We start from the raw sequence: 23714 nt of genomic DNA, 5'->3' as shown, positions 1-23714 counted from the left end.
CTAAATTAGTATACTAATTTAGATATAAAATGATCTAAAAATTATAAACTATTTTTAAGAAGTTCAGTAACAGGTTTTTTGTAATATCTTAATGATATGAAGAAATAGATAAGAAAAATAAGCAAACTAATTGAGAATCAAATTACAATGAAATTGATAAAAATTTGTGTATAAGTTGGACTGATAAAATCAGCGGTTGTTATCAAACTATAAAAATATGGCATGCTAGGCAAACTTATTATTAGACCTGATATTAAAATTAAGAAAGAAATTGCAAAAATATTTAATATGTGTAAGAAAAAGATTTTTTTAGTTTTTTCGCCTAGTGATTTAAGAATTCCAATTGATTTTAATTTTGATTGTGTTAGATTTTTTGCATAAAGAACTGAAAAAACTACCAATAAAACTATAAGAATCACTTGGATAGCAAGTAGTACTGCTTTTACTAAAAAAGTGGAGCTTAAAAGTAAAATTTTTATTGAGTCAAGATCTTTTGAATATCAATAATTTGGAAAATCCTTTTTAAATGAGTCTAAATTTTCATTGATATTTTCAGATTTTAAGAATATTTTTGCACCTCGTGGTCTTATTTCGTTTCTATATTCATCACCATCATTATGCATTATGATATGGTTCTTAAATTCACGTCTTTGTTCTTCGCGAGTGTCAACTTCAGATTTTTGTTCCTGCAAATGATGGTTTTCCTTTAGATCAAAAGTTCCGACTATTTTAAAAGGAATATCTTCTCCATTTCTATTTGATAATTCAACTTTAGACCCTATTTTTAGTTTCTCGTATTTGTCGATTTTAAAATTATTGTTTTTGTTTAATTCAGTAGCTCTATTGTTAAAATCATCTATAAGATTATTTATTTCATCAATAGCGTCAACTGAAACAACAATTTCATCTTTATTTTTAGGAAGCTCACCATTACTAATTTTTAAATTTTCTACCTTTAAATCTTTTAAAAAATGTTTTTTGCCAACGAAAAATGATTGAAAATTTCTTACATTTAAAAGACTGATTGAGCCGCGGAAAGACGAAACACCCTTTGTGTTTTTTAAAAAAGCTTCATTAATTTTTTTTGCTAAATTATAATGTAAAAAAGAAGGTATTGTGTTGAATACATCAATTGAATGGTTTACTCCGACAATAGTAACTTCAAAAATTGTTGGAATTTCATCAACATTCGGATTAAATATGCCTTTAATTTTAATTTTTTTGCCAATAGGATCGGTAATTTTTAATTTTGTGACAACTGAACTTGAAATAATTATCTCATTTTCATTTTGTATAAGATTACCTTGAAGGTTTTTGTCGTCAAATTTAAACCTATTTTTAAAAAAATCAGATTGGTCGATTAATTCTATATCATTATTCTCAGAAACTAATTCTTTGTCGTTATTATTATAAGCAAAAACAAAGTTTCGAGTTAAATAAACAGGGATAATTTTATTAACAATGTCTTTTTTAGCATTGAATTTCTCGATTTCTTCGTCAAAAAGCGGTGATATTCCCTTTTTTTGAACCTCAAAAGAATCTAAATTGTATTGAAGAATTCGTTGCGAGTTAACGGCATTTGCTTGCGTATCAAGTGTAGCAAATAAATTTAGACTTAAAATGCTAATTAGAAATGTGATAATTAGTAAAGCTGTAATAATTATTTTATTTTTAAAATCTAGCTTCAAAAATAAAATAATTGATTTTAATTTGTCACTTATTTTTAAAGGTTTTTTTTCAAATTTAAAATCATAATCAGTTTTATTTAAAGATACACCCTTATTTATTTCTTCGATTTTTTCAATTTCTAATACAGATTCATTTTTTAGATAAATTATTCTATCGCCGTATTTTTTAGCAAGATCTAAATTGTGACTAACTATCAAAATAGTTTTATTTTTCCTTAATATTTGTATTTTTTCAAAAAGAATTTCAGCATTTTCCACATCAAGATTTCCAGTAGGTTCATCTAACAAAATAAAGTCAGATTCACGTGCTAATGATCGCAAAATTGCGATTCGTTGTTTTTGACCGCCTGATAAATCACTCACTCTATTTGCTAAATTTTCTTTTGAAATATTAACAAAACTTGCATTTTCTTCAATATTCTTTTCATTAATATTAAAATTTATTGCATTTGCGCCAATTTTAATATTTTCCATACCAGTAGCAGATTCAATTAAGTTAAAATCTTGAAAAACAACGTCAATTAAAGGGTTTTTAACAACTTTGTTATCTTTATAAAAAAGAATTTCACCTTTATCTTTTTGACTAAAATTAGCAATCAGGTTAATAAGAGTAGTTTTCCCAATCCCGGAAGGACCAACGACAAAGACCAACTCATTAGATGGGATTTCCAGGCTAAAATTTTTAAAAATAGCTCTTCGGTTAAAATTTTTAGTTAGATTTTTAATTTTTATCATTTTTAAGTAGCCAATCTATTTGATAAGTCATATAAATAGTTTTAATATTCAAAAAGTGTGTTTTACCTACTTTTCTATCAATTTTACCTAAAATATCTTTTTTTAATAATGAAATAAATTTTTCTAATTTAGCAGAGTATATTTGGTGCTCCAATTTTGATTTAATTGCACTTTGAAATTCAATATACCAAAAAAGATGTTCTAAAAATTCAGCGTTATTTATATTTTTTTCATCAAGATTTTGGTTTATAAATTCGACAATTTCCTTGTTGTCATCTAATTCATTTTTAAAAATAAGCTTAATAAATAAGTTAATAAATTTTAAAAAAAATGGAGCATTTTTTTCTAGTTTTGCATTCATAATATTGTCAAAAATTCGCTTGGAAACATTAATTTTTGCCGGCTTGTTTGTATTATAAAAACTATTTAACAGCGCAATTGTTTTAGACAAATAAAAAAAATCAATTGGTTTTTTTACAAATTTGCTATGATCAATTATTGTATTTAAAAAATCTTTTTGACTCTTAAAAAAATCGGGATAAGTCTTAATTGAAAAAAATACATAATTATATAAGTCCTCAAAAAAATCAGGATTATCTTCCGGTTTTTTCGTTGTTTGCTTAAATAATGTTTCTATTGTTTGATTTATTTTTTGCACTTGATTTTCTTTTTTCTCACTCAATTCTAAAATGTGTTTTACAAAAATAGTTTTTGTGATATCAGGTTCTTGACGAAACAATCTATTTTCAATAACATAATCTACAATTTCTTCGCTTTTTCTAAGTAATTCGGGTTCTAATTCTTTATTATTTCCAAAATAATAAAGAAGGAGTGCGCCATCATAATCCGTAGGATCGGTGTTTGTTTTAAAATTTATTAATCAGTTTTTAGTGTATTCATTTATTTTTGACAAATACTCTGGCGAATACTCATAAAAATTCTTGCTAATGTAGTAAAAACCAAATATTGTTAGAGGCGAATCATCAAAATTTCTTATATTTTCTTCTGCATTCTGATTTTCAATAATTTGTCTAAAATGTTTCTCTCATTTTTCAATTAAAATATTTATTGATTTTTGCTTTTCTTTTATAATATCAGAAAAATGGTTGTTTCCTAAATTATTTATTATTGATAAAATTAAGATATATTTTTTAATGAGTAGTCAACGTTTATCACTTAATGATTTTGGATTTTCACTCCCGTTTATCGATACTTCTTCACTTTCAAAATTCATTTTCTTGAATTCGTCCCTAATTCAATCTTTAATATCGAAATATTTTTGAAAATCATGACCATTTAATTTAAAATACAAAATAGTTCATGCTAAATCTCAAAAGTTATCTTTGGTATCAATAAACTGTTTTTTATTTTTATCATAATATATTGAAATAAAATTAATAAGTTTAGGAACATTATCAATTGGGTTAATATTAAAATGAATATTGCTTATTTCGTATTCATCTCTCAAACTAGATCGCGGTCTTCTCAAATAAGCAGGCGCATCTTTTAATAGTAATTTAAGTTTGTCAAATTGATTAATGTTATTCGACATTTTTAAAATTGCTAAAATTTGGTTTGCAGTTTCGTAATTATACTCTACCTGAACTTCACTTTTTAGAGCATAGTCACTTTTTTGTATACCTTTTTTTAACTCCCTTTCTAAAATAAAACTGTTTATTTTTTCTAGATCAGAATTGGAAAAAATAGAAGCCGATTTTGAATTACTAGTTAATGTTTTAGGTTCAAATCTATTTATTTCAACTTCAACGGGCCTAGTAAGAGCATAATAAATTAAAGGGACACTTATAGCAATTGATCCCAAACTACCACCAATAATTGAAAAAATAACTCATTTTTTTGTAAAAATTTTAGGTATCATGACTATTCCTCTAAATTTTGAGATAATTTTGAAACTTTATAAAAAGAAGAATTAGCAATATATTCGTAACTTTTCCTTCATTGCATTCAGTTCTTGCAGAGATTCAGTTTCTGAATGTTGTTATTTTGTATTTTTAACCCTAATATAATTAAAACATCCACATTTGCACTGTCTTATCCGAAAATCCACCATCAAATTTTATTTAGGTCTAGTGAATTTTTTCTTTTTTTTTTGTAATTATCATAAATTATCCTTAATAAATTTTTATTTATAAATTAGTGTTAGTTATAATTTTATCATACTAAAGCAAATAATAAAAAACAAAATAAGAAAAACACAAAAATATAATTTTTGTTAAAAAATGATAAAAATTATATTTTTATTCATAGCTAATTTTACAAACTATAAATTATATAAATATAAAACAAAATTTTAATATTCCGCTACTTTTTCTACTCATTTATGTTTTTTATGTTACAATTTTGGCAATTTCAATTACTAATTCAGCAAAATTACAATTATATTTTAAGAGTTAAGTTAGTTTTTACTTTTTTAAAGATCAACAACAAAAGGCAAAAACATGAATTTTGATGATTACAAAAAATTATTTGATTAAATAATTTTCCCTCAATAATAGTGCCATTTTACCAAAAAAAGTATAAATAAAATCGCAATGAAACGTTAAATTTATTATAATATCATAAAAAAGGATCCTAAAAATACGAGCCATATTCAGAAATGATAAAAAATATGCCTTTAAAAACTTCCGGTTTTAGTATCGACCATGAAACATTACCGCTATTTATAATAAATGAATCTGATATCCGCAAGGTTCAACCAATCCCCTAGAGAAGTAAGTTCGGAAATTTTACCATAAAAATGCAAGAAATTATTAGCCAAATAGCATCGTTAATTTGTAAATTTAATAAAGAAAATAATTTGAATTTGCAAATTTTTCTAAAAGGAAGCTATCTATTTTGAAAGGAAAATTTTATAACCCGAAAGCCCAACGATTTGGATTTAGGTTTTGTAAATTGTTCCTTTAGACAACGTCAAGAATTTATTAATTTTATTTTGCAGGAAAAAAATGCTGAATTAATAAAAAAAGACGACAATTTACAAATACTTAGAATTAATGGTTTTATTATTGAATTTATAGTATTAGAAACGATAAACAAACAATTTTTAAAAGAATCCCAATACAAAAATCTTTATGAATTAAAGATTAAGTATGCTTTTTTTCAAAAAATTGCGATGATGGGTTATGTTCTAAGTCCAGTTTTTCCACATGATTCAAATAAAAAAATGCTAAGTATAATTGATGATTTGAACATTTCTTGAAATATACTAAGTAAAAACCCAGACAATATTAATTATCAAAGCGAAAAAAATTTCTTTCAAAATAGTCTATGAAATAGCTTCTTTATTTATTGGTTTTATAATTATGACAAAATGCTTGATAAATATTTTGATTTTCTAAAATTACAAAGCTACAATAATTATTTTGATCAATCGTTAAAAAATTATATCTATAATTTTTTAACTTTTATGAAAGAACAATTTAAAAGCAATTTAGATTTTTTTGACAAAATACTAAAAAACAAGCAAATTTATACAAATATGATGGTAAATTTTTTGAATTTTCCATCAATCCCGGGTTTTGAAAAAAAGTATATTGAAAAACTATTTGGCGATAAAATTCATAAAAAAACAAACGGTGGTTATTTATCAAAAAATAATAAAAATAACAATGTTTTATTCGTAAATCATAGCGATGAAGTAGGTGGTATTGCAATAGCTGGCGAGGTTTTTAATCAGGGAACAACTTATTTTGACTCAGGTGTTTTTGAAATATTTGACCAGAATTCAGAAAAAATTAATGAAATTTCTTGTGTCAAAGTTGACAATTTAGTTTTTTCTGAAGAAGAAAGCAGAAAAATAAATCGACCTAATTTAAAGTGCCTTGGAATCCCTGAAAATGGAACTTACCAAGTTTTACCCAAAAGTAAGGTAAAAATTTCCGGATTTACTATCTTTTCGCGAAATCAAGATAATAAAATTTCTAACATATTAGCCAGAATTCTTTTGCATATTGACAAAAATTTTGATATTCTTCTGACAACAAAAGAGGAACTTCAACTACAAGGAACAAAAGATTTTTTTGTTACTAATCAAATTAAAAAATACAAATTTTTGGTCAATATTGATGTCTGTGAGGACCAAAATTGAGATAATGAAGGTATAAAAATAAGAGTGGCTGACACTTTCACGGCCCATAATATTGTTTTTTATAACAAAATTGTCGAAATTTTTCAAAAAAATAGCATTCCATTTGAACCTTATTTTGGTTCAGGTTGAACTGATATCACTAATTTTCAAAATCAAAACGCCATAACTTTATCAATTCCGGTGTCAAAAATACATTCTAATTCCTCGATGTCACTAATAAAAAATTTTTTCTTTTTGCTTTGAATTTGTAAGGAAATAAATGACAATATTTTTTAAAAATTCAATCAAATTTACTAGTTCACTTAGCACTTCGCTTATAGGTTCGGAAGCTTTTAAGTTTAGTTCGTCTTTATACATATTTAAAATTACAGGTGATTTTTGGCTTGTTACAATTTTATATTTGTTAATCCAAATACCTAATTTGGTAGTTTATTTATTTAGTAGCAAGATTGTCCAAAAATGAAAAAATGATAAAATTATCCTATTAGTTTCAGATATTTTGAGTGTTTTTTGTTTAGCTTTTTTGCTAATTATTTTTTTTAGTCTGGCTAATAGTCAAATTTTTACCTTTTCAATAATATTAATTTTAGTTAATACATTGCTTGGTTTTATCCATGCTTTTCGATTTATTTATTTGAAAAATATTGTTTATTATCTAGCGAACAATGAAAAACAGATGCAAAATATTAATGTTTTTTCCTCTTTTGCAACGGCAATGGGTTTTTTAATTTCGGCAGTATTTGCCTTAGTTATTTACTCAAGACTTGATTTTTATTGAATGGTTTTATTTAATATGATTACCTATTCAATCTCAGGACTGCTTTATTTTTTACTAAAATTAAATCCAAAAAAATTTGATTTTGCTCTTAGCCAGCAAGAAAATTTTAAGGAAAATGACAAAAAAATTTCGACTTATAAATGAGTTTTTGTCTTAGCCGGCCATTTTATTGTTGCAATTTTCTTTTTGCCAAGAACAACTTTATTTCCACCGGTTTTTGAATATATTAATTCTCAAAGTCAAGTCGAGATTTTTAACTACCAACAATTAGCAACATGACTCAATATTGGTTTTTCGTTTGCTTCAGTTTTAGGAACAATCGTCAGTTTTTTAATACTAAATAAAACAAAGAAAAAAATTAGCATTATTTGACTTTTGGTTGGCCTGCTAATATTGGGTTGAATTTGGCCTTTTGTTGCTTTTATCAAAAATTTAAATGTTCAATTTTATTCATATATGATAATTACTAGTTTTAATCAGTTTATATTTTCGTTGTTTTTTCCAGCTTTTTCCAGTTTGTCATATTTATTTTTTAGCAAAGAAAAATTCCATGTCCAAAACGGAATTTCACTGGTAACTAGAGCGATTTTTTACACGTTAGTTACAATCGCTACGACCGCAACTTTTATTTATCTTTCATTTTACTTTTCATTTTTAATATTTATGGTTCTGATTTCAGTTTTAAGCTTGATAGTCATTTTTAGCTATTGGAAAATTAAAAAATTAACTATTAAAAAAGTTAAAATCAAGACTACAAAAAGTTAGAAAACCTTTAAATTATTATATTAATTTAGAAAAAATCATTTTTTCTCTTTTGTATTAGTGGATTTGCATGTATAATAAATAAGCATTTATTCGAAGAAAAGTTTTCTTATTTTTTGCTTTGCTAAAATTTGTCTAAAAAATATTTACAAAGATAAGAAAATTTTTTGTTTTTTTGTTATAATTAATCTTTACATTGTAAGGACTATGAAACATAAGGTTGCAATACACGAGAAGGAGTTGTTTTTGTGTATTGGTTTTTATGTTGAGTCCGTTCAAAAATATGAACAGGAGCAACTCACTTATTTTTTTATGAGCACAACATCAATAAAAATTAAGTTCAAATCGTTTGACCACCGTCAAATTGATGCTGCTGCTAAAAAAGTTATTCTTTTAGCGCGTGAACTTAATGTCGAGACATGTGGCCCGGTACCGCTGCCAACTTCAAGAGCGATTTATACAATTTTGAGATCTGTCCACGTTAATAAAAAATCTCGTGAACAATTTGAAAGTCGCACTCACAAACGGCTAGTAATTTTAAAAGTTTCACCAAACAATCAAAAAGCAGTTACAGAAAAAATTTCACGAACACAATTGCCAGCTGGCGTTTGATTAGAAATCGAGGTAAATTAAAATGAAAGGAATTCTAGGTAGAAAAATTGGAATGACGCAACTTTTTACAGTTGATGGTATTTCGATTCCTGTTAGCGTAATTGAAGTTCCTGAAAACATAGTTACAAAAATTCTTACCAAAGAAAAAGATAACTATGAAGCAATTCAGCTCGGTGTTTTTGATAAAAAACAATCAGCTCACAAAAAACCTGAATTAGGTCATTTTGCAAAAGCTGATACTAAACCGAAAAAATTTGTTCGTGAATTCCGTGATTTTCCAGGTTTAAAATTAGGTCAAAGCATTAATGTTTCAATATTTAGCGCAGGTGAATTTGTTGATGTAATTGGAACTTCCAAAGGAAAAGGTTTTGCTGGTCCAATTAAACGTCACAATCAAGCAATTGGACCTAGATCTCACGGTGGTGGGGGTGGTTCAAAACCAATTCGTCAGACTGGTTCACTTGGAGATATTTCCGGAAACAAAGTTGTTAAAGGGATGACAATGCCAGGACGTCTTGGACATTCTCGCGTAACTAAACAGTCACTTGAAATTGTTAAAGTTGATCAGGAAAATAATTTATTAATAGTAAAAGGTTCAATTCCTGGTCCAAAAAAATCATTTGTTATGATAAGAACCGCAATTAAAAAATCAACTTCTAAAACTCCCATTAATCTCTTTGAAGTTAGTCCCAAAGATCAGGAGTTAAAACATGAATAAAAACACACCAATTTCAATTCAGAGCGCAAAATACGAAAATATTGTTAAATTTAACCCTGATAAAGCTCTTCCAGAAGTTTTATTTGAGCAAAGAGAACTAAAAACTCAAGCTATTTTTGACTCAATTTTGGCCGAAAGAGCCTCCCGTCGTTTTTCAACTCACAAAGTTAAAAACCGTGGTGAAGTTTCAGGGACAGGTAAAAAACCTTGAAAACAAAAATCAACTGGGAAAGCCCGTGCTGGATCAAGAAGATCACCAATTTTTGTTGGTGGGGGTCGCGCTTTTGGACCGACAACTTTAAGAAATTACACTCTAAAAGTAAACAAAAAAGTAAAAAAACTAGCTTTTGTTGGTGCCCTTTCCCAACTAGCGCAAAACCACCAAGTTTTAGTAAATGATTTTTCAATGGACAAAATTTCAACTAAACTTCTGGTAGAACAGTTAAAAACCTTTAAAATTGATAAACTTCGTCACATTTTAATCGCCTCAACTGATACAAATTTATTTTTATCAGCAAGAAATTTACCAAATGTCGAGTTAGTAAAACCTAATTCAATAACAGTTGAATCACTAGTAAAAACTGATTTGCTAATCATTTCCGAAAATGATATTGCAAGTCTTAAAAAAAGGATTGAAGATGAACGTAAATAATATTATTAAAGGTCCAATTTTAACTGAAAAATCCTACCAGTTAATGTCTCAAGGAGTTTATTCTTTTAAAGTAAGTCCAACAACAAATCGTTCTGAGACAAAAAAAGCTGTTGAATACATTTTTAATGTAAAAGTTGAAAAAGTTAATATTTTCACTGTTCCAAAAAAAGAAAAAAAACTAGGGAAATCACGTGGTTTTAGTACAAAATACAAAAAAGCATTTGTAAAATTAAAACCAGGATACACAATTAATCTTTTTGAAGACGAAGCTCCAGCACAGGAAAATCTTGACCAAACCAATAAAGACCAACAAGAATTCAGTCAACAAATTGAAGAAAAAAGAGCCCAACTAGAGCAAAAAAATCAGGAAATAGCCCAAAAACTTGCAAAAAAACAGGCCGCCGAAAGTCAAAAAACTGAGGAAAATCAGCCTGAAAACCAGCCTGAAAACCAAACTAACGAACAAGGAGAGACAAACTAATGGCGCTTAAATATTATAAACCAACAACAAACGGCCGTCGCCATATGTCTTCACTTGATTTTGGCGCAAATTTAACAACAAACAGACCAGAAAAGTCTTTGCTTGTAACTTTAAAAAAACATTCAGGTCGTAATTCTCAAGGTAAAATTACCGTTAGACACCAAGGTGGACGGCACAAAAGAAAATACCGTCTAATTGATTTTAAAAGAAATAAAGACAATATTCCGGCAATTGTAAAAACAATTGAATATGACCCAAATCGTTCAGCAAATATTGCCCTTATTTCTTATATTGACGGCGAAAAACGTTATATTTTAGCACCTAAAAATCTAAAAGTAGGTCAAAAAATTGCCTCAGGTCCTGAGGCTGATATTCTTGTTGGAAACTGCCTGCCGCTTAAAAATATTCCTGAAGGTACTTTTGTTCACAATCTCGAACTCCATCCAGGCGCAGGGGGGCAACTAATCCGTTCAGCGGGAACTTGAGCCCAAATTCAAGGTCGTGATGAAAACGGAAAGTACGTTATTCTTAAACTAAAATCAGGAGAATACCGTCGAATTTTATCTACCTGCCGGGCAACTGTTGGTGTAGTTGGAAATGAAGAAAATTCACTTGTTAACATCGGAAAAGCAGGGCGAAATCGTCACAAAGGAATTAGACCAACCGTTCGTGGATCAGTAATGAATCCAAATGATCACCCACATGGAGGTGGAGAAGGTAAACAACCAATTGGACGTAAATCTCCACTTACTCCTTGAGGTAAAAAAGCACTTGGAGTTAAGACAAGAAATCCTAAAAAAGCTTCAACTAAATTGATAATCCGTTCAAGAAAGGAATCTAAAAAATAATGGCTCGTTCACTTAAAAAAGGTCCATTTGCTGATGAGCATCTTCTTAAAAAAGTTGATGATGCAATTATGAAAAATTCACGCAAACCAATTAAGACTTGATCACGCCGGTCAACTATTTTTCCCCAGTTTGTTGGTCTAACTTTTTTGGTCCACAATGGCAAAATTTTTAACGAAGTTTATGTTACTGATGATATGGTAGGTCACAAATTAGGTGAGTTTTCGCCAACAAGAACTTATTATGGACACGGAAAAGACAAGGCTAAAAAGAAATAAAAGGACAATATAAATGAATTTCGAAAACAATAATTATGCAGTTGCTTCTTTAAAAACCCAAAGAATTTCTGCCTCAAAAGCACGCCTTGTTGCTAATTTAGTTAAAAATAAACCTGTCTTTGAAGCCCTTTCAATTTTGGCCCATACTAATAAAAAAGCATCACCAATTTTTAGAAAACTAATTAATTCTGCCATTGCCAATGCAATTAATAATCATGGTCTTGAACAAGCAAATTTAGTTGTAAAATCAGCGATTGTTAATGAAGGTCCAACGCTAAAACGTTTTCGTCCACGGGCAAAAGGATCAGCAAGTCAAATTCTTAAAAGAACTTCTCATTTTAAGGTTGTTCTTGCAGCTCTAGGCGACACTGAAGATTCAAGTACTTTTGAGTCTTTTGAACCGGCAACAACTTCTGCTGAAGTTTTACCAGAAACTAACAATCAAGACTTAAATCCAAAACAAGGAGAAAAATAATGGGACAAAAGGTAAATCCAAATGGTTTCCGTTTTGGAATAACAAGAGCTCATAATGCAATTTGGTATGCAGAGAAAAATAAATTTGCCGCTAATTTGTTAGAAGATGTTAAAATTCACCGTTTTTTTGAAAAATTAACCCGTGAATACCAAATTGGAAACACAATAATTCGTCGTGATCGCAACAATGCAATTACTGTTTTAGTATATACAGCAAGACTTGGTTCATTTCTTGGATCTTCAGGCGAAAATCTGAAAAAAATTGTTGAACAACTTAAAAAAACTCTTAAAAACCGGAAAATTGTTTTACACATTGATGCAATTGAAATCACAAATCCTGAATTAAATGCAAAATTAATGGCTGAAACAATCGCCCAAAAACTTGAACAACGTGGCTCATACCGAATTGCCCAAAAATTTGCAATTCGAACCGCACTAAAAGCGGGCGCAAAAGGGGTAAAAACACTTGTCTCTGGTCGTCTTAATGGTGTTGAAATGGCTCGTTCTGAAGGTTATGCCGAAGGTGAAATGAAATTGCACACTTTGCGTCAAAATGTTGAATATGCAACCGCAATTGCAAAAACAACTTACGGAATTTTGGGCGTTAAAGTTTGAGTCTCACTTGGTGAGTCAAGACAAAAAATTGATATTGAATCTGTAATAAGAAGTGATAAAAGGAGATAAAAATGTTGCAACCAAAAAAAACTAAGCACCGTAAAACTTTCCGTCTTTATCACGATAAACGGGAAGCACACTCAGGAAATTTTTTAGCCTTTGGTGACTATGGACTTCAAGCCGTTGGTTCTGCCTGAATTTCTGCGGCCCAAATCGAAGCTGCCCGTATTGCAATTACAAGAAGAATGGGACGTGAAGGTCAAGTTATTATTCGAATTTTTCCACATTTGTCTTTAACTTCTAAGCCAATTGGAGTGCGGATGGGATCTGGAAAAGGTTCAGTTGATCGTTGAGTCGCTGTTGTTAAAAAAAATACAATGATGTTTGAAATTAAAGGTGTAAAAGACGATGTTGCTCGTGATGCACTTCGACTTGGTGGACATAAATTACCACTAAAATGAAAAATAGTAACTATATCTTAGGAAAACAATGGAATATAAAGAACTTTTAAAAAAAACACCAAGCGAACTTAATGCACTTCTTCTTGAATACCGTTCTGAATTATTTATTTTAAGATTTAAAAATCAAAGTTCAAATTTAGATCAAACTCACAAAATCAGCCAGATTCGTAAAATAATTGCCCGAATTTTAACAATTCTTTCTGAGCAAAAATTAAGCCAAAATCCAAAGCCAAAAAAACTCACCAAAAAGCAAAAAAAAGCGCAAAAAGTCGTATTTGCAAAATCGCCAAAATCAATAAAAGCCCATTTTAATGCGCATATCAAGCCGCTTTTAGCCCCAAAAATTCAAACAAAACCAGCAGAAATGAGTAGCCAAAATGAACAATAATTTAGAAAAAATTCCCCAAAAGCGTAATCTTCGTAAAACACTGCAAGGAAAAGTGATTCGAACTTCTGATAAGACAATAATGGTTTCTGTTGAGACAGCTTATAAACATAAACTTTATGGAAAACGGTTCAAAAAGACAAAAAAATTTGCAACTCATGACCAAGCAGGAACAGCAAATGTTGGTGATTTTGTTAAAATAGCAGAATGCCGTCCAATTTCAAAAACAAAACATTTCCGTCTAGTTGAGGTTTTACAAAAAAAAGGAGAAGTCTAAAATGGTTCAAGAACAATCTCGTTTAAATGTTGCTGACAATTCGGGCGCAAAAATTGTTGGTGTAATCCGAAATTTAGGTGGATCTGTTAAAAAAACTTCAAATATTGGTGACATTGTTGTAGTTTCTGTTAAAAAAGCAATTCCAAACGGAATGCTTAAAGAAGGACAAGTTGTTAAGGCACTAATTGTTCGTTCAACATACGGTCTTCGTCGTCCAAATGGTTCACATATAAAATTTGATGACAATGCAGTTGTAATTATCAAAGAGGATGGAACTCCAAGAGGAACACGTGTTTTTGGGCCAATTGCCAGAGAAATCCGTGAAAAAGGTTACCTAAAAATCGCTTCACTGGCGCAGGAGGTTCTCTAAAAAATGCAAAAAATTCGTAAAAATGATTCAGTTGTAGTTTTATCTGGCGATGACAAAGGTAAAGTCTCATCTGTCCTTGAAATAATTCCTGCAAAAAATGCGGCAATTGTTAAAGATGTTAATATTAAAACAAAACACCGTAAACCTTCAAATCAAAATACAAAAGGTGAAGTTGTCACTTTTGAAGCGCCAATTTTACTTTCAAAACTAGCTTTGGTTGCCAAAAAAGCTGGAAAAGATAAGCCAGCTGTTCCAACTCGTGTTGGTTTTAAAGTAGAAAATGGTAAAAAAACCCGAATTGCAAAAAAAACAGGAAAGGCTATTTAGTATGACAAAGCTTCAAGAGCACTATCGTGATAATGTTTTTGGCCAACTAAAAGACCATTTTAATTTCAAATCCCCTTCTGAAGTTCCCAAAATTGTAAAAGTTGTCGTTAATATGACTGCCGGAAATCAAGTAACAAATGCAAAAGCAATTGAAGCTGTTCTTGATGATCTTGCAAACATTACCGGTCAAAAACCGTATAAAACAGTGGCAAAAAAATCACTTGCAACTTGAAAACTTCGTCAAGGAATGCCAGTTGGTGGAAAAGTTACTCTCCGTCGTGAACAAATGTGAAATTTTCTTTCAAAAGTTCTCAATATTGCAATTCCTCGTATTCGTGATTTTCGTGGTCTTTCCCCTAAATCTTTTGATGGCAAAGGAAATTTTGCCCTTGGATTTAAAGAATCAATCGTTTTTCCTGAGATAACTTTTGATAAAATCACAAAAATTCGCGGACTTGATGTAATAATAGTAACAAGTGCAAAAAATAATGAGCAAGCCTTAAAACTTCTTGAATTATTAGGCTTTCCTTTTGCGAAAAAAAGTTAATTTTTTCGCAAAAAATTTTAAAAATTTTTTAGGTTAAAGGATAAATCTATGGCAAAAATGTCGTGAAAAGTCAAAGCAAATCGGGCTCCTAAATTCAAAGTTCGCGCCTATACTCGTTGTCAGTTGTGTGGCCGTTCTCATTCAGTTTTAAGAAAATTCCGTATTTGCCGTATTTGTTTTCGTACTTTGGCTCACCAAGGACGAATTCCTGGAATTAAGAAAGCGAGTTGGTAAAATTATGGCTTTTATAACAGATCCAATTGCTGATATGCTAACCCGAATTCGGAATGCAACAATCAGAAAACACAAACAAGTATCATTTCAACATTCAAAAATTAAAGCAAAAATGTTAGAAATTATTAAAGAAGCTGGATATATTAAAGATTTCCAAATTGAAGGCGAGCTTAAAAAAACAATAACTGTTGAGCTCAAATACAAAGGAAATACTTCATCAATTTCTGGACTTAAAAGAATTTCTAAACCTTCGCTTCGCGTTTATGCCCCTGCCCAAAAAATTCCTTTTGTCCAATCTGGCTACGGAATTGCAATTTTATCAACTTCAAAAGGGCTCTTAACTGATTCACAAGCAAGAAAGGAAAATGTCGGCGGTGAAATTATCGCCTACATTTGGTAAAAAATATGTCACGTGTCGGTAATCGTGTTTTAATTATTCCTGAAAAAGTTAGTGTTGAAATTAATGGCTCAAATGTTAAAATTCAAGGTCCGTTGGGTATTTTAGAGCGCCAATTTTCTGATTTAATTACAATTATTGAAGAAAACAGTACACTAAAAACAATCAGAAAATCTGAAGATAAACAAGTAAAACAACTTCATGGAACAACAAATTCTCACCTTAGTGGAATGTTGACTGGTGTCTCAAAAGGTTTTCAAAAAGAACTCAAAATTAAAGGGGTTGGGTATAAGGCAACACTAAAAGAAAAAGTTATCGAACTTTTAGTTGGTTATTCTCATCCAGTTGAACTCAAAGTGCCAAATGAACTTGATGTTTTAGTACCAAATGCAACAACTATTGTAATTAAAGGTATTGACAAACAAAAAGTTGGCCAATTTAGCGCCCAAATTCGTCAAGTTCGCCGGCCAAATCCTTATTCAGGCAAAGGAATTTCTTATAGTAACGAAATTCTTAAACTCAAAGAAGGGAAAAAAGCTTCTAAATAATTATGCAAAAATCACGTAATTTTCACCGAAAAGCAAAACATGTCCGTATTTTAGCAAAACTTAGTCCTTCGCACCAAGACCAAAAAAAATACCGGATTGGCGTATATAAATCTTTACGTCATTTTTATGCTTATATTTTTGATCCTTGAAAAAATCAAGTTATCCTTTCGGTTTCAACACTTGACAAGACTGATAAATATAGCGGAAATATCCAAGCTGCAAGTAATTTAGCCCCTGAATTATACGCTAAATTAAAAGAGCTTAAATTGGAAGAAAATCCTTTTGTTTTTGACCGAAGCGGTTATTTATATCATGGTCGCATTAAAGCTTTTGCCGAATCATTAAGAGCCCAAGGAGTAAAATTCTAAAATGGATACAAATCTTCACAATAAACCAAATCAGCAAAAAACAAATCAAAACAGTCAAAATCAAAAACAATTCAGTCCAAAAGAAGCAGGCCGTCAACGTCCACGTGGTCAGCGTCAAAAACCAAAAGAAAAAAATTTTCGCCCTGAGTTTGAAGAGAGAATAATTTCAGTTGCCCGTGTAACCAAAGTTGTAAAAGGTGGTCGCCGTTTTTCTTTTAGCGCTTTTGCCGTTGTTGGTAATAAAAAAGGAAAAGTTGGCCTAGGTCACGGAAAAGCTAACGAAGTGCAAGACTCAATTCGGAAAGCCGTAAAAGATGCACAAAACCGGCTTGTGTCTGTGCCAATTTACCGAAGATCAACCGTTCCACATGAGATAAATGCTAAATATTCAGCCTCAAAAATTCTCATCAAACCAGCCCCAAGAGGTAAAGGAATTGTTGCTTCAAATACCGTGCGTGCTGTTGTTGAACTTGCTGGGTATACTGATATTTATACAAAAACTTACGGATCAAGAACAAAAATTAACGTTGTGCGTGCAACTCTGAAAGCGCTTTTAGGACTTAAAACTATTAATCAAATAGCTGAACTTCGTGATCTTAATCCTTCACAAGTTTTAGCCCAAAAAAAATAACTTTTGCTTCTCAAATTCATAAATTTTTCCCTTTATTTAAAAAATAGCAAAAAATCTTTAAATTTTTAGTGCCTTAGGGTAAAATTTAGGCACTAAAAATTACTTAAAACTTTTTTTATGTTTTTTGAAAAAAAAGTTTTAAAATAAAGTATAATTATAAAACTTAAAAAAATAGGAACAAATATGGCAATAAGACTTGAAAATTTAACTTATACCCCTGGTGCAAGAACAAAAAAACACCGTAAAGGGCGTGGGCATGCTGCTGGAAAAGGTAAACAAGCCGGTAGAGGTCAATCTGGACAAAAAAAACGTTCAACTGTTCGTCTTGGCTTTGAAGGTGGTCAAAACCCTTGATTTCGTCGTGTGCCAAAAATTGGTTTCCGCAATTTTAACTCAAAACAATATGAAATCTTTAATTTATCAGATCTTGAAAGCCGTTATCAAGATGGGGATAAAGTTAGTCTTGAGTCACTTTATCTTAAAGGTGTGCTTAAAAAACGTAATTTGCCAGCAAAATTACTTGCAAAAGGTGAATTAACAAAAAAACTTTTTGTAACAACAAATGCTTATTCTGCAGCGGCACTAGCTAAAATTGAAGAGCTCGGCGGTTCAATTACTGAGGTAAACTAGTGAGCAAACTTTTTGCTAAACTTTGAGAAAAAACAAACTCTGGATATATAAGTCTTAAAAATTATATCCTTCTTGTTTATAAAGAAAAAGTTCTTGCCCGCAAAATAATTTTTACATTTTTTTTATTGGTAATTTTTATTGTTTGTGGTACAATTACTATTCCTGGGCTCAGGTTGTTGCAATTCCAAATTGATACCAACTCATTTTTAGGTATCATTAATACCGTCGGTGGTGGCGGTTTACTTAATTTTTCAGTTGTTGCCTTAGGCATCAGCCCTTTTATTACGTCGTCTTTGTTCATGCTTATTGCTCAGACAAAGATTTTCCCTCCAATTCATCGACTTTCCCAGTCTGGTCCTGCCGGAAGAAGAAAAATCAATATAATTACAAGATTTTTGACTCTTCTTGTTGCGCTTATTCAGGCAATTGTTTTAATTCGAACCGTTATTCTTAATGAAAGTTTTGGCTTTGTTCGTTTAGAAATTACTAGCGCTGCATATATTTGGTTTATTTTACCCTTAATTTTAGTTGCTGGTTCGCTTTTTTCCTTGTTTTTAGCCGAACAGATAACCGATAAAGGTGTAGGAAACGGGACTTCGTTATTAATTTTTTCGGGAATAGTTGTTGGTCTTCCACAACGTTTTCGTCATGCTTTTGAGTATTTAGTCGATCTTTCTTCGCCTTCATCACTAATAACACAAGTTCTTAGTTTTATCCTTTATATTGTTGCATTTTTGGCTATTTTATTTATATCAGTTTATGTTTATTTGGCTGAGAGAAAAATCCCAATTCAACAAACTGGTTCAGGGATGTCCAAAAACATTAAAGAAATATCGGTTTTGCCTTTAAAACTAAATCCAGCCGGAATTATGCCAATAATTTTTGCTTTAATTGTTGTTTCAATCCCTTCACTTTTGACTGGATTTTTTGACCGAAACACTTCAGCTGCCCGTAATTGAATCGATAATAATTTGCAAATTCATCATCCAATTGGTCTTAGTATATTTATTGTATGTAATATTATTTTTAGCATTATTATGTCGCTTCAGCAATCGCGGATTGATAAAATTTCCCAGGATTTTGCCAAAAATTCAACTTTTATCCCCGGTATTCGTCCTGGTGAGCAAACTGAAGATTATTTAATTGGCGTTATTCTTAGAATTTCAGTATTTAGTGCTATTTATTTGACTTTTCTTGGAATTTTCCAGCCAGTTGCGATAATGTTAGGTCTACCTTCGGCAATAACTTTTTCAGGAACTTCAATAATAATTTTAGGAACAACTGCTCTTGAAACTATATCGCAAATTAAAGCACGTTATGGAGCACAAAAAGTATTAAAACAAACCAAAAAAATCCGCAAAAATCTTACATATAAACAAGATTCTTCCTCAGCGAAGTCAAGTCGTGATTTATTATGGTAAAAAATTAAAAAAGGTCTCAAAATTTAACAATGTCATTATCTAATTCAAAAATTCTTCTAATTGGCGCCCCTGGTTCTGGAAAAGGTAGTATTTCAAAAATTCTAGTTGACAAGTTTAAATTAGTTCATATTTCTACTGGTAATCTTTTCCGTGAAAAAATCAAAAAAGATCGTGATTTTGCCGAGAAAATTCAAAACTATGTTAAAAATGGTCTATATGTTCCTGATGAAATTACTAACGATTTATTGTCAAATTTTATCAGTCAACTCTCACCGCAGACAGGTTATATTCTTGATGGCTACCCACGAACATTAAATCAACTCAATTTTATGAACGAAAATAAAATTGATGTTGACAAAGTTTTTTACCTTGAAATCAAACCAGAGACAATAGTTAGCCGTCTTTCTCAACGTTTGTTTTGCAGTAAATGTCAAAAATCATATAATTTATTACTAGCAAAACCAAAAGTAGAAAATACATGCGACATTGATAGTGAACCTTTATTTACTCGTCCAGACGATCGTCCTGAAATTGTTAAGCTTCGAATTGAAAAATTTAATGAATCTGTAACGCCAATTGTCGATTATTATATAAAACATGGTAAAATTCATTATTTAAATGTTGAAAGAAGTTTGGACGAAATTGTTAGTGAAATTGAAAAATGTCTCTAATTAAAACAGAATTTGAAATTGAACAACTAAAAATTGCCGCTAAACTCCTGGCAGAAGTCAAGAAAAAAATTTATGACTTTGTAAGACCAGGGATCTCTTTAAAAGAAATTGATGCCATCGCTTTTGATGAGATTATTGCCAGAGGCGCCAAACCAGCATTTTTAAATTATCACGGTTTTCCGGCAACTATTTGTATAAGTGTTAATGAAATCCTTATTCATGGTATTCCAAATGACTACATTCTTCAAGAAGGTGATTTGGTTTCAGTTGATTTAGGACTATCTTATAATGGTTTTTTTGCCGACAGTGCTTTTAGTAAATCACTTGGCCCAAATGCTGAAAATGAAAAACTAATAAAATGCGCCGAGGAAGCTTTTTTTGCCGGCTTCAAGGCAATCAAACCTGGCGCAACAACAGGTGACATTGGTTTTGCTATCAATCAAGTCATAAGGTCTTATGGATTTTTTACTCCTGTTGAATTTTGTGGCCATGGTATTGGCAAAAAATTGCACGAAAATCCTAATATTTTCAATTTTGGTGTCCCGGGCACTGGAAAAAAAATAAAAAATAATATGGTAATTTGTATTGAACCAATGATCGTCCAAAGTTCTCCGCGAATAAAAATTTTAAAAGACGGATGATCGGTACAATCAAATGATGGTAAAAAAACTTCCCACTATGAACAGACAATTTTAATTCAAGACGGGAAGGGAATAATACTAACAGAAATGGATCAAAAATAGATGCAAAATTCTTCAAAAGAACAAAAATTATTATTTCAAGGTAAAATATCACACGTTTTTAACTCCCAAGAATATGAAGTAACTCTTGAAAACGGAGTAAAATTAAATTGTCATGTTGCTGGGAAAATGAAACTTCACCACATTAAAATTATTTTAGGCGACAGCGTTAAGGTTGAAATGTCACCTTATGATCTTTCAAAAGGAAGAATTGTTTACCGCTTTAAATAATTTTTTTGAAATTATTACCTGAATTTAAAGGAAAAAAATGAAAGTTCGAGCAAGTATTAAAAAAATTTGCAAAGATTGCAAAATAATTAAGCGTCGTTCGGTGAACCGTGTAATTTGTGTTTTAAAAAAACACAAACAAAGACAAGGATAGTTTTTGATTTTTGTTCTATTTTGTTAGTATTTTTCACTTTTAAATTTTTAGAGGTGAAAAATAAAATTTTATAAAAAGGAAAATATATTTATTTAAATAAGTTTAAAATATGGCACGTATTCTTAATGTTGAAATCCCCAATCATAAAAGAATTGTAATTGCTCTTACAAGTATTTATGGAATTGGAAAATCGCTTGCTGCAGAAATAATTGACAAAACTGCTGCAATTCAGCAAGAAAAATTTGGGAAAAAATATCCTGTTTTAACCCAAGATACAAAAGTTAAAGAAATTCAGGAAGATGTTTTGCAAATCATTCGTGATATTGCAAAAACTTATAAAACCGAAGGTGACCTGCACCGTGAAGTTCAATCAAATATTAAAAGACTAATTGAAATTAAATGTTATCGTGGAATCCGTCATCGTAAAGGTCTTCCAGTTCGTGGTCAAGTAACTCAGAAAAACGCGCGTACTCGAAAAGGTCCAAGAAAAGCAATTATGGCAAAAAAAGACAAAGGTAAAAAATAGTTAATCATGGCAACTAATACTCGTAAAGTTAAAAAAATCAGACCAAAAAATGTAACAGCCGGAATTGCCCACATTCACTCTTCACACCAAAACACGATAATTTCTTTTACTGACAAACAAGGAAATGTAATTTCTTGAGCTAGTTCAGGATCAATTGGCTTTAAAGGAACAAAGAAAAAAACCGCATATGCTGCTACCCTAGCAACCGCTGCTGCTGCCCAAAAAGCTCGTGAACACGGAATGCGTGAAGTTGTTGTTCACCTTAAAGGAACCGGGCAAGGAAAAGAAGCTGCGCGTAAGCAAATTATAACTTCAGGAATTAATATTTTACTTACCCAAGACGTTACGCCAATTCCCCACAACGGAACTCGTCCTCCGCGTAAATGATTTAAACGTCAGGAAAAAAGGTAGGATTTTATGAAAAAACATGCAAATGTTTACTATTCTGAAAACTTAACTGACCAAATTAGTGAATTTGAAACAAGTTTTGAACTAAAACCGCTCGAGCGCGGACTTGGAAATACAATCGGAAATGCTCTTCGTCGTGTAGTTCTGTCTTCAATTACTTCTTGTGCAGTTTTTGGGGTAAAAATTGCCGGCGTAACTCATGAATTTAGTATTCTTGATGATGTAATTGAAGATGTTGTTACAATTCTAAACAACCTAAAAAGAGTCCGTTTTTTCTATGATCCTGCTCTTTTTGGACAAAATCAAATTCACCGGGCAAGTTTTAATGGCCAAAAAGCTGGACAAATTTATGCTCGCGACATTGTTTCTGATAGTGGACTAAAAATTGTCAATCCCGATTTGTATATTGCCGATGTCTCAAGAGTTAATTCACTTAAATTTGAACTTTTTATAACTTCAGGTAAAGGTTTTAGCGATTTTGAAACTAACAAAAAATATGTCAACGAAGTTTTACTAAGTCTTGAATCCAACCTTGATGGCACAGTTTTGGCTGTTGATAGTGATTTTTCACCGGTTTTAAGTGCTAATTATCAATCTGTTGAAATTAATTCAGCCAGCCCGATTGTTGAAGAAAAACTAAGCTTTTCAATTAAAACTGACGGCTCAATTAAGGCTAAAGATGCTGTCTCTGAAGGTTCAAAAATTTTACTAGCCCACCTTAATATTTTGGCAAATGTCGAAAATCTTAACAAATTTTCCGAGGAATTTTTTGAACCCTCAGTCGTCAAAGAAGAGCCATCCCGTCGCTTTTCGGATGCAATTGAGTCTTTAGACCTTTCCGTGCGCTCAATAAATGCACTTAGACGCGCTCATTATTATAAAATTTCTGACATTGAAAACCTAACACAAGATGACTTTGAAAATATTAAAAATCTTGGCCGTAAATCAGTTCAGGAAATAATTGAAAAACTTGAAATATATAAAAACGAACAAAAAGGAGAAAACTAATTATGGCTAATCCGCACCAAATTTATTCCCGTGATGCTGCCTGAGATCGCCAAGTTTTCCGCTCACTTGCAACTTCTTTAATTTTACATGGTCATCTAAAAACCACACTTGCACGTGCAAAGCGTCTTCGTTCTGTTGTTGAAAAATTAATTACCAAAGCCAAAAAAAACGATCTAGCAGCTCGCCGTCAAGTTCTTAGTTATTTATATAACCAAAAAACCAAAGACGGAATGAAAGTTATGCCTTATTTATTTACCAAAATAGCACCTCGTTACCAAGAAAGACAAGGTGGCTATACTCGAATAGTTAAAATTCCTAGCCGAAATGGCGATAATTCAAAAATGGCAATTATTGAATTAGTTTAGTTAGTAATTTAAAGACCAAAATCTAAAAAAAGCCTATGAATTCATAGGTTTTTTTATGCTTTTAGATCAAAAATTGTTCCTGAATCCCGAGTTTCCCGGGTTGATTGCAAAAATTTGCTTTCTAGTGAGTATAAATATGCAAAAATACCGGTAAATCCTGTTTTTTGACCTAAAGTCTTAATTTTTATTATTTTAAATTTAATCTTTTGTAAAAAAAAAAAAAAAAATGCTTGGTCTGAGAAAAAATTAAGGTATAATTAGAATCACTTAAG

At 30.6% G+C, this 23714-nt stretch carries 32 protein-coding genes and 1 pseudogene; 31 read left to right on the top strand and 2 right to left on the bottom strand.

From position 1 onward, the window contains the following. Positions 1-41 precede the first annotated feature (41 nt). Together U3G01_RS03180 and U3G01_RS03175 are read right to left on the bottom strand one after the other, a co-directional pair. Positions 42-2423 carry an ATP-binding cassette domain-containing protein gene (locus tag U3G01_RS03180; protein WP_255031152.1) on the bottom strand — a complete coding sequence of 794 codons (2382 nt, stop codon included), beginning with the start codon at positions 2421-2423 and terminating at the stop codon, positions 42-44. Continuing rightward, positions 2410-4302, bottom strand: coding sequence for a hypothetical protein (locus U3G01_RS03175; RefSeq protein WP_255031150.1), 1893 nt, complete (start codon positions 4300-4302; stop codon positions 2410-2412). The genes U3G01_RS03180 and U3G01_RS03175 overlap by 14 nt, the downstream gene beginning before the upstream one ends. 879 nt (positions 4303-5181) lie before the next feature. Between U3G01_RS03175 and U3G01_RS03170 the strand changes: the two genes are divergently transcribed. From U3G01_RS03170 to rplQ, 31 genes and pseudogenes are all read left to right on the top strand, one after another. Beyond that, on the top strand, positions 5182-6807 hold the full coding sequence (locus tag U3G01_RS03170; protein WP_255031148.1) for a M28 family peptidase: 1626 nt from the start codon (positions 5182-5184) through the stop codon (positions 6805-6807). Next, the gene (locus U3G01_RS03165; protein WP_255031146.1) at positions 6791-8074 is read left to right on the top strand and encodes an MFS transporter; all 1284 of its coding nucleotides are present in this window, start codon (positions 6791-6793) and stop codon (positions 8072-8074) included. Before U3G01_RS03170 ends, U3G01_RS03165 begins: the two co-directional genes overlap by 17 nt. A gap of 309 nt (positions 8075-8383) precedes the next feature. Then, the gene (gene rpsJ, locus U3G01_RS03160) at positions 8384-8704 is read left to right on the top strand and encodes a 30S ribosomal protein S10 (RefSeq protein WP_029513109.1); all 321 of its coding nucleotides are present in this window, start codon (positions 8384-8386) and stop codon (positions 8702-8704) included. A gap of 1 nt (position 8705) precedes the next feature. Next, complete coding sequence (gene rplC, locus U3G01_RS03155) at positions 8706-9401, top strand: 50S ribosomal protein L3 (protein ID WP_010321348.1); 696 nt, start codon at positions 8706-8708, stop codon at positions 9399-9401. Next, entirely contained in the window at positions 9394-10053 is a 660-nt protein-coding gene (rplD, locus tag U3G01_RS03150; RefSeq protein ID WP_010321349.1) for a 50S ribosomal protein L4, read from the top strand. Before rplC ends, rplD begins: the two co-directional genes overlap by 8 nt. Then, complete coding sequence (gene rplW / locus U3G01_RS03145; protein WP_255031145.1) at positions 10040-10534, top strand: 50S ribosomal protein L23; 495 nt, start codon at positions 10040-10042, stop codon at positions 10532-10534. The genes rplD and rplW overlap by 14 nt, the downstream gene beginning before the upstream one ends. Next, on the top strand, positions 10534-11382 hold the full coding sequence (gene rplB / locus U3G01_RS03140; protein WP_255031144.1) for a 50S ribosomal protein L2: 849 nt from the start codon (positions 10534-10536) through the stop codon (positions 11380-11382). The genes rplW and rplB overlap by 1 nt, the downstream gene beginning before the upstream one ends. Then, on the top strand, positions 11382-11657 hold the full coding sequence (gene rpsS, locus U3G01_RS03135; RefSeq protein ID WP_010321352.1) for a 30S ribosomal protein S19: 276 nt from the start codon (positions 11382-11384) through the stop codon (positions 11655-11657). Before rplB ends, rpsS begins: the two co-directional genes overlap by 1 nt. Before the next feature lie 13 nt (positions 11658-11670). Further along, positions 11671-12039 (top strand): annotated as a pseudogene (gene rplV / locus U3G01_RS03130) (50S ribosomal protein L22); the annotation flags it as partial. A 92-nt stretch (positions 12040-12131) separates the two neighbouring features. Beyond that, positions 12132-12815: a 30S ribosomal protein S3 gene (gene rpsC, locus U3G01_RS03125; protein WP_069096611.1), complete on the top strand. Its 684-nt coding sequence runs from the start codon at positions 12132-12134 to the stop codon at positions 12813-12815. 2 nt (positions 12816-12817) lie between these two features. Beyond that, complete coding sequence (gene rplP / locus U3G01_RS03120; RefSeq protein WP_010321355.1) at positions 12818-13228, top strand: 50S ribosomal protein L16; 411 nt, start codon at positions 12818-12820, stop codon at positions 13226-13228. A 7-nt stretch (positions 13229-13235) separates the two neighbouring features. Continuing rightward, positions 13236-13595, top strand: coding sequence for a 50S ribosomal protein L29 (gene rpmC, locus U3G01_RS03115; RefSeq protein WP_255031142.1), 360 nt, complete (start codon positions 13236-13238; stop codon positions 13593-13595). Next, the gene (gene rpsQ / locus U3G01_RS03110; protein WP_010321357.1) at positions 13585-13869 is read left to right on the top strand and encodes a 30S ribosomal protein S17; all 285 of its coding nucleotides are present in this window, start codon (positions 13585-13587) and stop codon (positions 13867-13869) included. The genes rpmC and rpsQ overlap by 11 nt, the downstream gene beginning before the upstream one ends. Before the next feature lies 1 nt (position 13870). After that, positions 13871-14239 carry a 50S ribosomal protein L14 gene (rplN, locus tag U3G01_RS03105; RefSeq protein WP_010321358.1) on the top strand — a complete coding sequence of 123 codons (369 nt, stop codon included), beginning with the start codon at positions 13871-13873 and terminating at the stop codon, positions 14237-14239. 3 nt (positions 14240-14242) lie between these two features. Continuing rightward, positions 14243-14566, top strand: a complete 324-nt coding sequence (gene rplX / locus U3G01_RS03100) for a 50S ribosomal protein L24 (protein ID WP_255031141.1) — start codon at positions 14243-14245, stop codon at positions 14564-14566. Position 14567: 1 nt separating this feature from the next. Further along, positions 14568-15113, top strand: coding sequence for a 50S ribosomal protein L5 (rplE, locus tag U3G01_RS03095; RefSeq protein ID WP_010321360.1), 546 nt, complete (start codon positions 14568-14570; stop codon positions 15111-15113). Positions 15114-15161: 48 nt separating this feature from the next. Further along, on the top strand, positions 15162-15347 hold the full coding sequence (locus tag U3G01_RS03090) for a type Z 30S ribosomal protein S14 (RefSeq protein ID WP_010321361.1): 186 nt from the start codon (positions 15162-15164) through the stop codon (positions 15345-15347). 4 nt (positions 15348-15351) lie between these two features. Further along, positions 15352-15747 (top strand): 30S ribosomal protein S8, encoded by a 396-nt coding sequence (gene rpsH, locus U3G01_RS03085; protein WP_069096608.1) that lies wholly within the window; start codon positions 15352-15354, stop codon positions 15745-15747. Between the two features lie 5 nt (positions 15748-15752). Continuing rightward, positions 15753-16292 carry a 50S ribosomal protein L6 gene (rplF, locus tag U3G01_RS03080; protein ID WP_255031140.1) on the top strand — a complete coding sequence of 180 codons (540 nt, stop codon included), beginning with the start codon at positions 15753-15755 and terminating at the stop codon, positions 16290-16292. A 2-nt stretch (positions 16293-16294) separates the two neighbouring features. Then, positions 16295-16660, top strand: a complete 366-nt coding sequence (gene rplR, locus U3G01_RS03075) for a 50S ribosomal protein L18 (protein ID WP_069096606.1) — start codon at positions 16295-16297, stop codon at positions 16658-16660. Between the two features lies 1 nt (position 16661). After that, positions 16662-17291, top strand: coding sequence for a 30S ribosomal protein S5 (gene rpsE / locus U3G01_RS03070; RefSeq protein WP_255031136.1), 630 nt, complete (start codon positions 16662-16664; stop codon positions 17289-17291). A 183-nt stretch (positions 17292-17474) separates the two neighbouring features. After that, positions 17475-17921: a 50S ribosomal protein L15 gene (gene rplO, locus U3G01_RS03065; RefSeq protein ID WP_255031134.1), complete on the top strand. Its 447-nt coding sequence runs from the start codon at positions 17475-17477 to the stop codon at positions 17919-17921. Then, positions 17921-19342, top strand: coding sequence for a preprotein translocase subunit SecY (gene secY / locus U3G01_RS03060; RefSeq protein WP_255031133.1), 1422 nt, complete (start codon positions 17921-17923; stop codon positions 19340-19342). Before rplO ends, secY begins: the two co-directional genes overlap by 1 nt. Positions 19343-19371: 29 nt before the next feature. Beyond that, positions 19372-20013 (top strand): adenylate kinase family protein, encoded by a 642-nt coding sequence (locus tag U3G01_RS03055; RefSeq protein ID WP_255031132.1) that lies wholly within the window; start codon positions 19372-19374, stop codon positions 20011-20013. Further along, a complete protein-coding gene (gene map, locus U3G01_RS03050) occupies positions 20004-20756 on the top strand; it encodes a type I methionyl aminopeptidase (RefSeq protein WP_255031130.1) in 753 nt (250 codons plus the stop codon). The genes U3G01_RS03055 and map overlap by 10 nt, the downstream gene beginning before the upstream one ends. Next, positions 20757-20984 (top strand): translation initiation factor IF-1, encoded by a 228-nt coding sequence (infA, locus tag U3G01_RS03045; protein ID WP_010321370.1) that lies wholly within the window; start codon positions 20757-20759, stop codon positions 20982-20984. A gap of 37 nt (positions 20985-21021) precedes the next feature. Then, the gene (gene rpmJ / locus U3G01_RS03040) at positions 21022-21135 is read left to right on the top strand and encodes a 50S ribosomal protein L36 (protein ID WP_010321371.1); all 114 of its coding nucleotides are present in this window, start codon (positions 21022-21024) and stop codon (positions 21133-21135) included. Positions 21136-21244: 109 nt separating this feature from the next. Beyond that, positions 21245-21661: a 30S ribosomal protein S13 gene (rpsM, locus tag U3G01_RS03035; RefSeq protein ID WP_010321372.1), complete on the top strand. Its 417-nt coding sequence runs from the start codon at positions 21245-21247 to the stop codon at positions 21659-21661. Positions 21662-21667: 6 nt separating this feature from the next. Then, on the top strand, positions 21668-22072 hold the full coding sequence (rpsK, locus tag U3G01_RS03030) for a 30S ribosomal protein S11 (protein WP_010321373.1): 405 nt from the start codon (positions 21668-21670) through the stop codon (positions 22070-22072). A 6-nt stretch (positions 22073-22078) separates the two neighbouring features. Further along, a complete protein-coding gene (locus tag U3G01_RS03025; RefSeq protein ID WP_255031129.1) occupies positions 22079-23077 on the top strand; it encodes a DNA-directed RNA polymerase subunit alpha in 999 nt (332 codons plus the stop codon). 2 nt (positions 23078-23079) lie between these two features. After that, positions 23080-23442: a 50S ribosomal protein L17 gene (rplQ, locus tag U3G01_RS03020; RefSeq protein ID WP_010321375.1), complete on the top strand. Its 363-nt coding sequence runs from the start codon at positions 23080-23082 to the stop codon at positions 23440-23442. Positions 23443-23714: the final 272 nt, after the last annotated feature.

The organism is Mesomycoplasma ovipneumoniae, from assembly GCF_035918255.1.
GTDB classification, from domain to species: domain Bacteria; phylum Bacillota_I; class Bacilli_A; order Mycoplasmatales; family Metamycoplasmataceae; genus Mesomycoplasma; species Mesomycoplasma ovipneumoniae_A.
This window is presented reverse-complemented; position numbering and strand designations above follow the sequence as displayed.